Annotated in this window: 14 protein-coding genes and 3 pseudogenes; 8 read left to right on the top strand and 9 right to left on the bottom strand. The window is 60.0% G+C overall.

Annotation, left to right across the window (positions count from 1 at the left end):
- Positions 1-27 precede the first annotated feature (27 nt).
- Both J3D60_RS29550 and J3D60_RS29545 read right to left on the bottom strand, forming a co-directional pair.
- Positions 28-1,077 carry a phage portal protein gene (locus tag J3D60_RS29550; RefSeq protein ID WP_253493703.1) on the bottom strand — a complete coding sequence of 350 codons (1,050 nt, stop codon included), beginning with the start codon at positions 1,075-1,077 and terminating at the stop codon, positions 28-30.
- Positions 1,077-1,922 (bottom strand): annotated as a pseudogene (locus tag J3D60_RS29545) (terminase family protein); the annotation flags it as partial. The gene J3D60_RS29550 and the pseudogene J3D60_RS29545, both read right to left, overlap by 1 nt.
- 25 nt (positions 1,923-1,947) lie before the next feature.
- On the opposite strand from J3D60_RS29545, the pseudogene J3D60_RS29540 reads away from it, so the two are divergent.
- Positions 1,948-2,736, top strand: a pseudogene (locus J3D60_RS29540) (GPO family capsid scaffolding protein); the annotation flags it as partial.
- 31 nt (positions 2,737-2,767) lie between these two features.
- Here J3D60_RS29540 and J3D60_RS29535 read toward each other — a convergent pair.
- A pseudogene (locus tag J3D60_RS29535) lies at positions 2,768-2,959 on the bottom strand (site-specific integrase); the annotation flags it as partial.
- 105 nt (positions 2,960-3,064) lie between these two features.
- On the opposite strand from J3D60_RS29535, the gene dusA reads away from it, so the two are divergent.
- Together dusA and tal are read left to right on the top strand one after the other, a co-directional pair.
- A complete protein-coding gene (dusA, locus tag J3D60_RS29530) occupies positions 3,065-4,075 on the top strand; it encodes a tRNA dihydrouridine(20/20a) synthase DusA (RefSeq protein ID WP_253493701.1) in 1,011 nt (336 codons plus the stop codon).
- Between the two features lie 226 nt (positions 4,076-4,301).
- Positions 4,302-5,228, top strand: coding sequence for a transaldolase (gene tal / locus J3D60_RS29525; RefSeq protein WP_027604215.1), 927 nt, complete (start codon positions 4,302-4,304; stop codon positions 5,226-5,228).
- A 124-nt stretch (positions 5,229-5,352) separates the two neighbouring features.
- On the opposite strand, the gene rssC is transcribed toward tal, so the two are convergent.
- Both rssC and rssB read right to left on the bottom strand, forming a co-directional pair.
- Positions 5,353-5,835 (bottom strand): anti-sigma factor antagonist RssC, encoded by a 483-nt coding sequence (rssC, locus tag J3D60_RS29520; protein WP_010212025.1) that lies wholly within the window; start codon positions 5,833-5,835, stop codon positions 5,353-5,355.
- Positions 5,835-7,016, bottom strand: coding sequence for a two-component system response regulator RssB (rssB, locus tag J3D60_RS29515; RefSeq protein WP_027604216.1), 1,182 nt, complete (start codon positions 7,014-7,016; stop codon positions 5,835-5,837). The genes rssC and rssB overlap by 1 nt, the downstream gene beginning before the upstream one ends.
- Before the next feature lie 276 nt (positions 7,017-7,292).
- On the opposite strand from rssB, the gene J3D60_RS29510 reads away from it, so the two are divergent.
- Positions 7,293-7,589 (top strand): PilZ domain-containing protein, encoded by a 297-nt coding sequence (locus J3D60_RS29510; RefSeq protein WP_065939332.1) that lies wholly within the window; start codon positions 7,293-7,295, stop codon positions 7,587-7,589.
- Between the two features lie 62 nt (positions 7,590-7,651).
- On the opposite strand, the gene J3D60_RS29505 is transcribed toward J3D60_RS29510, so the two are convergent.
- Entirely contained in the window at positions 7,652-8,341 is a 690-nt protein-coding gene (locus J3D60_RS29505; protein ID WP_027604219.1) for a VacJ family lipoprotein, read from the bottom strand.
- A 194-nt stretch (positions 8,342-8,535) separates the two neighbouring features.
- On the opposite strand from J3D60_RS29505, the gene J3D60_RS29500 reads away from it, so the two are divergent.
- On the top strand, positions 8,536-9,144 hold the full coding sequence (locus J3D60_RS29500; protein ID WP_065939333.1) for a phosphatase: 609 nt from the start codon (positions 8,536-8,538) through the stop codon (positions 9,142-9,144).
- 110 nt (positions 9,145-9,254) lie between these two features.
- Complete coding sequence (locus J3D60_RS29495; protein ID WP_065928147.1) at positions 9,255-9,521, top strand: DUF4404 family protein; 267 nt, start codon at positions 9,255-9,257, stop codon at positions 9,519-9,521.
- A 64-nt stretch (positions 9,522-9,585) separates the two neighbouring features.
- Here J3D60_RS29495 and queF read toward each other — a convergent pair whose 3' ends face one another.
- Positions 9,586-10,416 carry an NADPH-dependent 7-cyano-7-deazaguanine reductase QueF gene (gene queF, locus J3D60_RS29490; RefSeq protein WP_253493697.1) on the bottom strand — a complete coding sequence of 277 codons (831 nt, stop codon included), beginning with the start codon at positions 10,414-10,416 and terminating at the stop codon, positions 9,586-9,588.
- Between the two features lie 66 nt (positions 10,417-10,482).
- Positions 10,483-11,004 carry a plastocyanin/azurin family copper-binding protein gene (locus J3D60_RS29485; RefSeq protein ID WP_065939335.1) on the bottom strand — a complete coding sequence of 174 codons (522 nt, stop codon included), beginning with the start codon at positions 11,002-11,004 and terminating at the stop codon, positions 10,483-10,485.
- A gap of 157 nt (positions 11,005-11,161) precedes the next feature.
- Between J3D60_RS29485 and J3D60_RS29480 the strand changes: the two genes are divergently transcribed.
- Positions 11,162-11,842 (top strand): heavy metal response regulator transcription factor, encoded by a 681-nt coding sequence (locus tag J3D60_RS29480; RefSeq protein WP_092490356.1) that lies wholly within the window; start codon positions 11,162-11,164, stop codon positions 11,840-11,842.
- Positions 11,839-13,194, top strand: coding sequence for a heavy metal sensor histidine kinase (locus J3D60_RS29475; protein ID WP_065939336.1), 1,356 nt, complete (start codon positions 11,839-11,841; stop codon positions 13,192-13,194). The genes J3D60_RS29480 and J3D60_RS29475 overlap by 4 nt, the downstream gene beginning before the upstream one ends.
- Positions 13,195-13,247: 53 nt before the next feature.
- Here the strand turns inward: J3D60_RS29475 and J3D60_RS29470 are convergent, their stop codons facing one another.
- Positions 13,248-14,492, bottom strand: a complete 1,245-nt coding sequence (locus J3D60_RS29470; RefSeq protein ID WP_253493695.1) for a lipoprotein-releasing ABC transporter permease subunit — start codon at positions 14,490-14,492, stop codon at positions 13,248-13,250.
- Positions 14,493-14,499 lie beyond the last annotated feature (7 nt).

Raw genomic sequence — 14,499 nt, 5'->3', positions numbered from 1 at the left:
GACGCACCGGTTACTCCGCAGAGCTATTTAGGCTCCCGCGGGAATTTCATAGGGTTTGAACCGCACAACCTCCTCTCCAAGCCAGTCATTCACCTGCGCCATACGCGCCTGAATCGGCTCCAGCTCATTGGCCGCATAAATCTGCGCCGCCTCCCTGATCGACCCAAACCCACCCGCGTTCTGCGGCACGATGCCCATTAGTTGCGGCGGAATGCGCAAGCTGGCCAGCACGTCGTCGCGGGTCTGGTTTTTGATCGAGTTGAATTCGTCCTTGGCCGTCACTTCGCTGACCGGGATGATCTGCAGCCCGTCCTTTTTGCCGTTCGGCGAATACACGAACAGATTGCGGAAGTTGCCAGGCCCCTTGGAGTCTTTCAGCGCCTTGCGCAGTGAATCGACGTCCGCTTCGTTCTGGGCGGCATCGGTCATGTAGAGGATGAAGCCGGCATGGCTGCCGTTCTCGTAATACTTGCGGCGAAACAGCGTGGCCGATTCATTCAGCAACGCCGACTGCAAAGCGCTGATCCACTCGGGCAGGCCGTACACCTCCTGGTGCAGATCCGCTTCCCGCAGGTGAAAAACGGTGCCCGGTTCAAATTCGTGCTCTTCCTTCCAGCCCTGGACCATGAACTGCCGGCCGTCTTTGCCCGAGCGCATGTACTTCGCTAACGGCGGTACCAGCTCGCGTACTGGGCCGAGCATCGAGCGCCTTCCTTCCAGATAGCCGTTACCCAGACACAGGAAGTCCAGGGCGAACTGTTCGAACGCTGCCCGCGACAGCAGCCGGTGTGGAATGAAGGTTTTGCTCAGCAAATTGCGCTTGAACATCAGCCCCGAGTGAAGGTGCACGCTGGAACCTACAGACCGTGCCAGACCGTCCAGCGACAGCGGCGGCTCGTACCACCGCCCGTTAAACCAGCACTCCAGATAATCAAACACCTCGCGGCCACTCAACACTGGCGACGGATCGCCGAAGCTGAACGCATCCATCTTGCTGTCACTGCGCGGAATAAATTCCTGCGTTGAAACCGTGGAAGCCTGGGCCACTTGCTTGGTATTTCTGCGGCGGTTCGACATCAAAAAATCTCCATCCGCCCGGTATTGGCAGTGGTCTGCCCCTCCAGCGGTTCGTTGTGCAATGCGTGAAAGAGCGCCCATGCCAGGTCGGCGTGGCCGGTGTTGTCGTTGCGGCCGGCGGTGTAGGTGAATTGGCGACCGCCTGCGGTGATGGTCTTGCGAATCGCCATAAGCGATTGCGCCATGTCGGTCCAGCCGGCGTCGAACTCCAACCGGCCACGGTGGATCACGTCGTAGGCCTTCAGCACCAGGCGGGTTTTGACCTCAGGCGAATAGCTGAACGTGGTGACATTGGGGAAGAATTGGCGCACCAGCTGCGCCACGCCGCTGCCCAGACCGGTGACATCGATCCCGATGTACGTCACCCAGTAGCGGTCGCAGACGCCTTTTATCACGCTGGCCTGCGCCGCGAAGTCCATGCCTCGGAATTGGTGACGCTCCAGCACCCGGAACTTACCCCCTGGTACCAGAGGCGGCGCGACCACCACCAGGCCCGAGCAATCGCCGGTTTCCGCCGGGTCATACCCCACCCACACCTGACGGTCGCCGAACGGCCGCATCGCAAAAGGCTTGTAGTCCTCAGCCCACTCGACCCAGCTGTCGACCATGCACGGCTGCAACACCGTCAGCGGAAAAATGCTCGCGCCGTCGTCGACGAATTCGCACATGAGCAGGTTGGCGAACGCTTCCGGGCTGTACTCCCGCCGCAGTTCTTCAATATCGAATAGGTCGCAACCGCCCTGCTCCGCGTCGAGGATGGTGACGATCTGTCGCCAAAGCCGGTCTTCGCAGAACCTCCCCTGCTGGAGCGCCCCATGGGATACGTCGAGAAGTAGGTTTTGCGCCACTTCTTGTGCATCGCCATACCCGAACTTCAATCCAGCCACCTATGGTGCTCGCATCTGGCTGGAGCACTTCCGTAGCCTGCTGCCCGACAGCCCTTTCAAGGCCTACGGTGACGTGCTCGCTGTCAAGACCGAAGAAGTTGAAATCAACGGCTAGAAGAAGCTGGCCCTGTTCGCCCAGGTCGAGCCGACGCCCGATCTGATCGCCATGAACAAGGCCAAGCAGAAGATTTACACCTCGATCGAAATCGACGACAGCTTCTCGGATACCGGCGAGGCATACATCGTTGGCCTTGCGGTGACCGACTCCCCGGCCAGCCTGGGCACCGATGTACTGTCTTTCTCGGCGCAGAAGCCAGAATCCAGCCCATTCAAAGACCGTCATTACTCCGCGACATCGATGTTCACCGAGGCAGTGGAAACCGAGTTGCAGTTTGAGGAAATCGAGGACAAACCCAGCCTCGGCGCCCAGCTCTTCAGCAAGGTGCAGGCGCTGCTCGGCGGCAAACAGGCGAAGGACGACGCCGAATTCGCCCAAATCGGCCAGGCCGTCGAAGCGATTGCCGATCACGTCAAGGATCTGCCCGATCAACTGGCTGCCGAGAAGAAATTCTCCGGCGAACTGAACACCAAGCTTGAGCAGCTCAGCAAAGACCTGGTCGAGCTGAAAACCACCCTCGGTAAAACCCAAGACCACTCCCAAACCCAGCGCCCACCGGTACGAGCAATGCGCCGCCGTAGTGCCAGGCCTTACCGAGGCCCTGACTGCGTCCAACCGAAAGCGGCATCGGTTCGTTTGCGAGCCCCAGGGTAATGGCGCGAAACCCGCAGAACACAAAGCGCTTCCGACTGGCCCGCTCGATCGCACCAGGCTGGTCCAGCTCCGATTCACGCTTGCGCGTCCACGCCTGGGCGGCCTGTTTCCGGGCGAAGGTCTGGCTCTCTTGGTAGACTTGCACTCCGTCGCGTTTGATGCGGATTTGAGCCGTGTAGCTCACAGTCCCATCCGCCAGTTTTCTTGCCCTGATAGTCGCCATTTCAAAAGTGGTACGCGTCAGTTTTGAGGTGGTACCTCGTACCACCGAGCCTCCAAAAAAACGCCTGAAAACGCCCTAAAACTCGTCAAGAACACGTTGAGTAAAATGCTAGATAAACAGAGCTTTAGCCCAGCAGAATCAAGCCCCGCACTGTCTCGGCGCTTTAGCGTTGCACCCATGATGGATTGGACCGACCGCCACTGCCGGTTCTTCCTGCGCCTGCTCTCCAAGCACGCCCTGCTCTACACCGAGATGGTCACTACTGGCGCAATCCTCCACGGCGACCACGACCGCTTCCTGCGCCATAACGAAGCCGAGCACCCTCTGGCGCTCCAGCTCGGCGGCAGTGTCCCCGCTGACCTGGCCGTCTGTGCCCGTATGGCCGAGGCTGCCGGTTACGGCGAAGTGAACCTGAACGTCGGCTGCCCCAGCGACCGGGTGCAGAACAACATGATCGGCGCGATCCTGATGGCTCACCCGGCCCTGGTGGCCGATTGTGTGAAGGCGATGCGTGATGCGGTGTCGATTCCGGTGACGGTGAAGCACCGTATCGGGATCAATGGTCGGGATAGCTACGCCGAGCTGTGTGATTTCGTCGGAACGGTGAAGGATGCCGGCTGCACCAGTTTTACCGTGCATGCGCGGATTGCGATTCTGGAGGGGTTATCGCCTAAGGAGAACCGCGACATTCCGCCGTTGCGTTATGACGTGGCGGCGCAGTTGAAGCAGGATTTCCCGGAGTTGGAGATTATTCTCAACGGCGGCATCAAGACGCTGGAGCAGTGCCATGAGCATTTGCAGACGTTTGATGGGGTGATGCTGGGCCGGGAGGCTTATCACAATCCATACCTGCTGGCGGAGGTGGATCAGCAGTTGTTTGGCAGTGAAGCGCCGGTGATCAGTCGGGCTGAGGCGTTGGCGCAACTGCGGCCTTATATTGCTGAGCATTTGGCGACTGGCGGGACGATGCATCACATTACGCGGCATGTGCTGGGGTTGGGCACCGGTTTCCCTGGGGCACGCAGATTCAGGCAGTTGTTGTCGGTGGATATTCATAAGGCTGCGGATCCGCTGGCATTGTTGGATCAGGCTGGGGCTTTGTTGGAAGGGCGTTGATTGGATAGCGTGCAGGGGGTCAGTTGGCATGAAGCGCTATCCTAGTGTCATCGGGCAGTCGGGTTGAACCTGTCGGCCGTTCTGGCCTCCTATTGATTAGTACGGCCGGGCATTCAAACGGCTGTTTTCAGGTTGTTGCCCTCGCAAACGATCGAACGCATTTGCGCCCTTGAGCGCCTGCCAGCGCTCGGGTAATGTCATCAGACCCATAGGACAGAGCACGCCCATGACTTCCAAGCTGGAACAACTCAAGCAATTCACCACTGTCGTAGCCGATACCGGCGATTTTTCCACCCTCGCCAAGCTCAAGCCCCAAGACGCCACTACCAACCCTTCCCTGCTGCTCAAGGCCGCGTCGATCCCGGGCTATGCCAAGCTGCTGGATGAGTGCGTGCAGGACTGCAACGGTGATGTCGGCTTGGCCAGCGACCGTTTCGCAGTGGCCGTGGGCCAGGAGATCCTTAAGGTTGTGCCAGGGCGCATCTCCACCGAGGTGGATGCCCGCCTGTCGTTCGACACTGACGCCGTACTCAAGCGTGCGCACCGTCTGATCGACCTGTACGACAAAGCCGGGGTTAGCCGTGACCGCGTGCTGATCAAGATCGCGTCCACCTGGGAAGGCATCCGCGCGGCGGAGAAGCTGGAAAAAGAAGGCATCCAGACCAACCTGACCCTGCTGTTCTCGTTTGCCCAGGCGGTAGCGTGTGCAGAGGCCGGCGTGTTCCTGATTTCACCGTTCGTAGGCCGTATCTACGACTGGTACAAGAAAGCCAATGGCAACGACTACACCGGCGCTGATGATCCGGGCGTGCAGTCGGTGACGCGCATCTACAACTACTACAAGGCTAATGGCTACAAGACCGTGGTGATGGGTGCGAGTTTCCGCAACCTGAGCCAGATTGAAGAACTGGCCGGCTGTGATCGCCTGACCATCAGCCCGGACCTGCTGGAGAAACTCGCGGCGGATGACGGCAAGCTGGAGCGCAAGTTGTCGCCAGGGCACGCCGGGGAAGCGCGAGTGCATCTGACTGAAGCGCAGTTCCGTTGGGAGTCCAACGAGGATGCGATGGCGACTGAGAAGCTGGCGGAGGGGATTCGTCAGTTTGCCCGGGACCAGGAGAAGCTTGAGGCACTGTTGTCTGCCAAGCTGTAAACGGCGGAGGCGGCAAAAAGGGCGGTACCTGTGAGGTTACCGCCCTTTTTTTGTCTCAAGCCGATCTCAGTTCAACTGTGGGAAGGGGTTTGCTCCCACAATTGGCATGTGTTCGACAGACGGATCAGTGACGCTCGAGGGCATTGACGAGGTCGTGGAAAGCTTCGCGGTTGGACTCGTTCAGGCCCATCAGGATCTTGTGCGCTTCCAGCACCTTGACCCGTACGATTTCCTCGGACTGGTCCTGGGACGGCAGGTCGGTGAGGCATTCCGGGCAAGGGATCGGGCGATCAACGATGTTGAACACCTGGTCGAAGCCCATGGACTGCAACAGACGGGTGATGTCTTCATGGGTGGTGACGACAGTCGGCAACAGGCCAACCTTCTGCCGGGACAGAATGGACAACTTGGCCAACAGCCCAAGGGTGGTGCTATCGATGCTGCGGGTTTCGGTCAGATCGATCACGATCGCCGAGAAATTCAACGCCGTGAAAATCCGCTCAATCGTCGCATCCAGCGCCGAACACAAGGTCAGGCGCACTTCACCGACAAACTTCAGGACGAAGGTCCCGTCTTGCTCGGCGAATTGGATTCTTCCGGTACTCATCAAAGATTCCTGCTCAACACCAATAGGGCGATATCATCCGGCATCTCCCCTAGCGTGGCCAATCCAAAAACCTGCCGCAGGCCATCCAGGCTGCCGCCCGCCGACTTGACCTTCTGGGGCAAGGCGGCTTCTTTCTCTTTGAGTGTAGGCTCTGGAAGAAGATCCAGGATGCCATCGGACATCAGCGTCAGGCTGAACGTCGGCGGCAGCTCCAGGATGTGGTCTTCGTAAGTAGCTTCATTGAACAAGCCTACGGGCAGACCACGCCCTTCCAGGTAACGCACACTGTCGGGAGTGTATAAAACAGGCATCGGCAGGTGGCCGCCGATGCTGTAGGTCAAAAGACCGGTTTCTTCATCAATCACGCCGCCCACCATCGTCACGTGCTTGCCCAGCTTGCAGCTGATCAGGCCTCGGTTGATGTGGCCCAGCACCTCGGAGGGAGTAAACTCCGGCAAGGTGCCATTACGCTTGGATTCGAACAACAGCCGTGTGGTCATGAACTTCAACAACACGGTGACAAAAGCAGAGGAAGCACCATGGCCGGAGACATCGGCCAGGTAGAACGCGACACGCCGCTCGTCTACGCGGAAATAATCGACAAAATCGCCCGACAGGTACAACGACGGGATGATCTGGTGAGCAAACTGGAATTCATCTATGGTCCAGGGGCTGACCGGCAGCATGTTCATCTGCACCTGGCGACCGGCGTTCTGGTCTTCCTGAAGCAGGTTAAGGCTGGCTTCGAGTTCGCGGTTGGCGGTTTCGAGCTTTTCGCGGTAGCGCTGGTTCTCGACCAGCAGGCGCGCACGATCCAAGGCGCGACGCACAGAGTGCTCCAGTACCGCCAGGTCTTCGAGGGGCTTGATCAGGTAGTCGGCAGCGCCCAGACGCAACGCTTCCACGGCATCGTTCATGACGCCGGCACCGGACACGACAATCACCGGCGTCTGCGGGGCAAGCTCGGTCACCTGGCGAATCAGCTCCAGGCCGCCCATCTGGGGCATGCGCAGGTCGCAGATCACGAGGTCGGGCTGGTCGCGCTCGAATACCTGGAGACCCTGTTGGCCATTACTGGCCTGCAGGACGCTGAAGCCACTGTCTTCCAAATAGGCCGCGAGGCTCGCGCGCACTACTTCGTCGTCATCGATTATCAGCAGCGTGGCACTGGTTTTTTGCATGTGGGCAAACGGCGCCAGAATTAGGTTGGCGTAGGTGGCTCGGCAATGGCCGGGCTCACGTACTGGATTCGCTTTCTAGCCTCTCTGTACTACAACGCAATGGGATTTTCCCCATGCACAACTGTAAAGCAGAGGTGCCCTTCTAAGGCGCAGACGGTACTCCCATCCGCCAGGGGTTTCAAGCTCATGCCGATGGTCGCCGGGCGTCTTTACATCGCAAATCACCGGGAGTTATAAGAACAGCCAAGACCACAACACAAAGTAAGGATGGAACCGATGGGCGAACACGAGCGCGACTACGCCGAAAAACGCGATTTCATCCGCATGCGGGTGGATGCCGAAGTATCTTTGCTCCACGAAGGCCAGGAGTTTGCCGGGGTTTGCGTGGACCTTTCCAGCTCCGGGATGCAGGTGCAGGCACCGCGCCAGTTTGCCGTGGGAGACCTGCTCACCGTACGCATTGATTCAGACCACCCGGCGCTTAAGGGCCTGGAGGCTGACACGAAAGTGGTCTGGACCAAAACCACGGGCGACGAGCAACAACTCGGGCTTAGGATCCTGAAAATGCGCTGAAACCCGCGCACAAAAAAGGCGACCGCCAGGGTCGCCTTTTTTTCATTTCAAAACATCACAGCTTAAAAGTCGTCGACGACCTTGCCATCCTTGACCTTGAACTCGCGGTTCTGCAGGTAGGCATTGCGGATGAAGGTGTACTTGTCGCCGGTGATCAGTTTCTCGCTATCGAGCAGGCTGGCACGGGTGTCAACGATGTTCAGGCCCATGGTGCTGTTGCGCCAGCCGATATCGTTCATATAGCGGTACGGTTGGGTGTAGCTGTCCACGTATTTGGACGGTGCATCACGCAAGGTGCTCGGGCCCAACAGCGGGATCATCACGTAGGGACCGCTGCCCACGCCCCAGTAACCGAGGGTCTGGCCGAAGTCTTCATCACTGCGTTGCAGCCCCATTTTGGTGCCGACGTCGATAAAGCCCAGCACGCCGAAAGTGGTGTTAACCAGCAAGCGCGCAGTGTCGACCCCGGCATTGTGGGGCTTGAGCTGCAGCACATTGTTGGCCAGGTTGCCGACATCACCGATATTGCGGAAGAAGTTATGGATACCATCTTCGACAAATTGCGGGGTGATCCACTGATAGCCTTGGGCCAATGGCTTGAGGGCATAGGTATCAACGGTGTCGTTAAAGGTGAAGATCGGGCGGTTGACGCTTTCCCATGGATCATCTTCCGATGCAGCCTGTGCAGCGAAAGGCGCCAGCAGGACAGTGGCACACACCGATAGCTGAGCGAAGTAGTGGCTCCAGCGCATAGCTTTTGCTCCTTGAATGGTCTGTCATGGGCGCTATGCCCTGAATAAGGCCGTCAGTATATGACGGAAGTGTCCAATTAGGCAGCTGCTAGGAATCGTCCTAACACAAATGGACAATTTTCCTACAATTAGCCGCCTGTCATCTGCTTGTCATCCTGCCCCGATAGCGTCACAGCTATTTCAGGGATGTCGACATGCCTCACGCCGAGATAGCCATCGCCAACGCGCCCGCCTTGACTGCTGTTCTGTTTGGCCTGAGTGGTTGCCTGGTGGACTTTGGTTCCCGGGCACGCACCGATTCCCCCTCCCCGGACTCCCAAGCCACACCCGGCGCCCTGAAAATCCTGCGCAGCCTCAAGGAACAAGGCGTCCCCTGTGCCTGGCTGGATGAACTGCCGCCTTCGGTAACCACACCACTGGCCGCCGTACTGCCCGGCTGGCTCAAGGCCGCCCCCCCCTCCTCCATCCGCTGGCCCGCCCCTCATGCCTGCTGGCAAGCCTTGATGGAACTCAACATTGAACGCCTGGAAGGTTGCGTACTGGTCAGTGGCGAACCGCGCCTGTTGCAATCGGGCCTGAATGCCGGTTTGTGGACCATTGGCCTGGCCTCCTGTGGTTCGCTGTGCGGCCTGGCGCCTGAGCAGTGGCAGGCGCTGAGCGACAAGGAACGCGAGCACAAGCGCGGCAAAGCCACCGTTGAGCTCTATGGCCTGGGGGTCCACTCGGTGATCGATCACCTCGGTGAACTCGGCACCTGCCTGGCCGACATCAGCCTGCGCCAGCTCAAAGGCGAGAAGCCCTGATCGAGATCATGCACAGTCGGCGCCCGTGGATTAATCTACAGGTCAATCCGTAGACCTTTCACGGCGTGCCGTGGTCTATGCCAGTGCCTATCGATAAAAGGAAGAACGTCATGCCTGATCGCAAAAAACTGGAAGAACAGGTCGAAATCCTGCGCGGGCAGCTGGAACAGGAACCGCCGCTGTCGGAAGAAAAACGTGAAGCGCTGCAGGCCTTGATTGCCAAGTTTGAATTGCAACTTGAACTTGAACCGGCCACTCAAACGCCGAGTATTTCCGACGATGTGAGCCAAGCTGCCATAGAGTTCGACGCTGAGCACCCGGTAATTTCCGGGACACTGCGCAATATCATGATCACCTTGGGTAACATGGGGATCTGACCCGAGCCCAAGCCAGGCGCAGAACCAAAAGGTAGGAGAGGGCTTGCCCCCCTCCCACCTTTGCTTACTGACGGGCCAGGCGCACGTTCTGGAACGCCACATCCTCAGTACTGCGGTAAGGGTTGATATCCAACCCGCCGCGCCGCACATAGCGCGCATACACCGTCAACTTCTCCGGCTTCAGCAAACGCTGCAGGTCGAGGAAAATGCGCTCCACGCACTGTTCATGGAAATCCGAGTGCTGGCGAAAGCTCACCAGGTATTCCAGCAAACTCCCGTGATCCAACGCCGAACCGCGATACTCAACCACTACGCTGCCCCAGTCGGGCTGGCTGGTCACCGGGCAGTTGGACTTGAGCAGGTGGCTGTGCACGCTCTCCGCGACAATGCGCGAGTCATCGCAACGCAGCAGCTCCGGGCGCGGGTGTTCGTAGTTGCTGACACTGATATCCAGATCGTCAATGCACGTGCCGGGCAACGCCATCACGCCTTCGGCCTCAATGTCGGCCAAGCTGCGGATACGCACGGTAACAGGCTTGCCGGCGGCAGCGCTGAGGTCGGTGCGCAGGGTCGCTTCCAGGCTGGGTGTATCGGTGAACGCGGTCTGGTTCAGCGAGTTGAGGTACAGCTTGAACGACTTGGACTCGATGATGTTCGGCGAGTCGGCGGGGATGCTGAACTCACCGATGGCCACCACCGGCTTGCCCGACGGCAGCAGCCAGGACAACTCGAAGCAGTTCCAGAAGTCCACGCCCTTGTACGGCAAGGTCCCGGCGCTCAGGCCCAGCTCGGCCCACTTGGCGGCGCGTGGAATCGGGAACAGCAACGAAGGGGTGTAGGTGGAGATGTATTCACTGGACTTGCCCAGCGGCGAATGTTCGGCTGCGGGATGCATGGCGGAAACCTGGCTAAATAAACCGCGCCAGTCTACCAGCCTTTGCCCCCGCCCTTAAGAAACGCCTTACTCAACGGTCAGCTTGCCGACCATGCCCGCCTGGTAATGCCCGGGGAGGTTGCAGGCGAACTCCAGGCCGGTGGCCTTGGTGAACGTCCAGGTCAGCTCAGCGGTCTTGCCGGGTTCCACCAGCACGCTGTTGGGATCGTCGTGTTTCATGCCGCCCATATCACCATGGCCCATCGCACTGTGATCCATCTTGCCCATCCCCGTGGAGGTGAGCATGCCGCTGGCCTGCATCTGCAGCATTTCCTTCTGGTGTTCGGCGTGCATCGCCGCGTCACCGAGGTTGAATTCATGCAGCAACTGGCCTTTGTTGACCAGTACAAAGCGCACCGTCTCACCGGCCTTGACGTCCAGGGACTTGGGCGAAAAGGAAATGTCCTGCAGCGTCACTTCCACGGTGCGTGTGGCCTTATCCGCCGGTGCCGGCTGGCCGAACGCGTAGGTATGGGCCGCATCCGCCATTACATTGAAACTCAACGCCAACAGGCAGCTCGCCAACAACAGGGGTGTACGCAATGCCATCTCGATTCTCCAAAAAGTGTGCAACCTGCTTGGACAGCACTCTAAGAGTGCGCCGCTGCCAGCCAGCTGACTGCTAGATTACAACTTTGTCAGGTTGCGCCCTTCCCCTGGCACCCAGGGTATAAAGCCCCTCGTGAACTGTTGCCAAGAGCCGCCCATGAAATTGCTGATCGTCGAAGACCAACCGAAAACCGGCCACTATCTGCGCCAAGGCCTGGCCGAGGCGGGCTTTACCACCGAACTGGTGGCCGACGGCACCAGCGGCCAGCACCTGGCGCTGACCGGCGATTATGACCTGTTGATCCTGGATGTGATGCTGCCCGGTCGCGACGGTTGGCAAATCCTGCAAGCGGTGCGCAGTGCCGGCCTGGAGATCCCGGTGCTGTTTCTGACCGCCCGGGATGCCGTGGAAGACCGGGTGCACGGCCTGGAACTGGGTGCCGACGATTACCTGGTCAAGCCCTTTGCCTTCTCCGAACTGCTGGCGCGGGTACGCAGCCTGTTGCGCCGTGGCAGCAGCACGCCGCAGGAAACCGCTCTGCAACTGGCCGACCTGCGCCTGGACCTGATCCGCCGCCGTGTCGAACGGGACGGCCAGCGCATCGACCTCACCGCCAAGGAGTTCTCCCTGCTGGAACTGCTGCTGCGCCGCCAGGGCGAAGTCCTGCCCAAGTCGCTGATTGCCTCCCAGGTGTGGGACATGAATTTCGACAGTGACACCAACATCATCGAAGTCGCGATCCGGCGCCTGCGCCTGAAAGTCGACGATCCCTTCCCCACCAAGCTGATCCATACCGTGCGCGGCATGGGTTATGTGCTGGAGGAGCGCAGCCATTGAACCAGCGTCTGTCCCTGGCCAGCCGTCTGGCCCTGCTGTTTGCGGCGTGCACCGCGGTGGTCTCGTTGCTCGCGGGCGTGCTGTTCAACCGTGCCAGCGAGGCGCACTTCATTGAGCTGGACCAACAGCAACTCGACAGCACGCTGGTGGCGCTGCGCAGTACCTTGCAGGGCGTCGAATCACTGGACTCATTCGCCCAACGCGAAGCGCAGCTGCGAGCCGAACTCAATCGCCAGCCTGACCTGACATTGCGCATCACCGCCGCCGGCCAGCGCTGGCTGGACGATGCGCCAAGCGTCAGCCTGCCCGAGGCGCCTGGCCTGCACACCCTGCAAAACGCAGGTACCGACTACCGCGTGTACAACGCCCCCTTGAGGCCCGGCCAGCCCGCTTCACCGCAACTGACCCTGATACTCGACATCACCCATCACCAGCACTTCCTGCAACGCATGCAACATTTGATCTGGCTCACCGTCGGCCTGTCGGCCCTGGCCACCGCGCTGCTGGGCGCCTGGGCTGCACGCAGTGGCTTGCGTCCGTTGCGGCGCATGGGCGAAGTGGCTGCCAGCGTGTCGGCCCACTCCTTGACCCAACGCCTACCTCACCAGCAAATGCCGGCGGAACTGGCCGACCTGGCCCAGGCCTTCAATGCCATGCTGGGGCGATTGGACGACGCCTTCCAACGCCTGTCGGCCTTCTCCGCCGACATTGCCCATGAACTGCGCACGCCCCTGTCGAACCTGCTGACCCAGACCCAGGTCATCCTGACCCAACCGCGCCCCCTGGAGGATTACCGCGAGGCGCTGCACAGCAACCTGGAAGAGCTGCAATGGATGGCGCAGTTGGTGAATGACATGCTGTACCTGGCCAAGGCGGACCACGGCTTGCTGGTGCCCAAGCGCGAGCCGTTGGTGCTGGCGGATGAAGTGGAGACATTGCTGGAGTTTTTCGCGTTGCTGGCAGAAGACGCACAGGTCTCGCTGGTACGCGAAGGCGGCGCGCAAACCGTCGGCGATCGCGGCATGCTGCGCCGGGCCCTGTCGAACCTGCTGGATAACGCCCTCAGGTTTACCCCGGCCGGCGGCCAAGTGCGCGTGCGGATGGTTGAAGGCACACGGGGCGTGACACTGACGGTAGAGAACAGCGGGGAAGGTATTCCAGCGCACGTGTTGCCGAGGTTGTTCGACCGGTTCTACCGAGCCGACCCGGCGCGCCATGAAGGCAGCAGCGAGCATGCGGGGCTGGGATTGGCGATTACCCAGTCGATTGTGCGAGCCCATGGGGGGAGGATTTTTTGTGAATCCGCGGCGGGGTGGACAAGGTTTGTGATTGAGTTGCCCAGGGGAAATTGATGCAAGCCGGGCCGGCCCTATCGGGGGCTTGCCCCCGATAGCGGTCTTAAAGACTACGAATACCTAAGGGCATGTGCCGGCTGAATCTTCGCCGCCCGATACGCCGGGTAAATCGTCGCCATGAAGCTCAACACAAACCCGGCCGTACAAATCAGCACCACATCGCCACTTTGCAGCTCCGAAGGCAGGTTGCTGACGAAGTACACATCCGAACTGAAGATATGCTGCCCGCTCACCCGCTCCAGCCAGCCCACCAGCTCACTCACGTTCAGCGCCGCAATCACCCCCAGCACGCCGCCGATCAAGGTGCCGACAATGCCGATCACCGTGCCCTGCACCATGAAGATCGCCATGATCTGCCGTGGCGTGGCGCCGATGGTGCGCAGGATCGCGATGTCCGCACCCTTGTCGTTCACCACCATGATCAGCGTGGCGATGATGTTGAACGCCGCGACCGCGACGATCATCAGCAACAACAGGCCGATCATGGTCTTTTCCATCTTCATCGCGCTGAACAGGCTGCCCTGGGTGTGGGTCCAGTCATCGGGCTTGTAGCCGCTGCCGAGGCTGGCGGCGATGTCCGCCGAGACCTTGGGCGCTGCGTACAGGTCTTTCAACGCCAGGCGCACGCTCTGCACCTGGTTCGGCTGCCAATGCTGTATCTCGGCGGCGTCAGCCATGTGGATCAGGGCCATGGAGCCATCCAGCTCGGCGCCGACCTTGAAGATACCCACTACGTTCAGACGCTGCATGCGCGGGGTGATACCACCGGGCGCACTGCTGATTTCCGGGACGATCAGGGTCAATTTGTCGCCCACATTCAGGCGAAAACGCCGGGCGGTGATTTCGCCGACCACCACGCCGAACTCGCCGGGCTTCAGGTCTTCCAGTTTGCCCTGCACGATATGCTGGGCCACGATCGACACCTTGCCTTCCTGGGCCGGGTCGACGCCGCTGATCTCAATCGGCTGCATCGCGCCCTTGTAGGAGAACATGCCGTCCATCTGCGTGAACGGTACGGCGGCAGTCACTTGCGGATTTTTCATCGCCGCAGCGGCCACCGGCTGCCAATCGTCGATCGGATTCACCCCGACGACAGTGGCGTGAGGCACCATGCCAAGGATGCGCGAGCTCATTTCGCGCTGGAAGCCGTTCATCACCGACAGCACCACGATCATCGCCAGCACGCCCAGGGCGAGGCCGATCATCGACGTCATCGAGATAAACGAAACAAAACGGTTACGGCGCTTGGCGCGGGTATAGCGCGTGCCGATGAAAATCGATAACGGTCTGAACATTCGCGGG

It is taken from the genome of Pseudomonas sp. S3E17 (assembly GCF_024168685.1).
Taxonomy (GTDB): domain Bacteria; phylum Pseudomonadota; class Gammaproteobacteria; order Pseudomonadales; family Pseudomonadaceae; genus Aquipseudomonas; species Aquipseudomonas marginalis.
The sequence above is the reverse complement of the archived record's forward strand: the minus strand, read 5'-3'. Positions and strand labels throughout refer to the sequence as shown.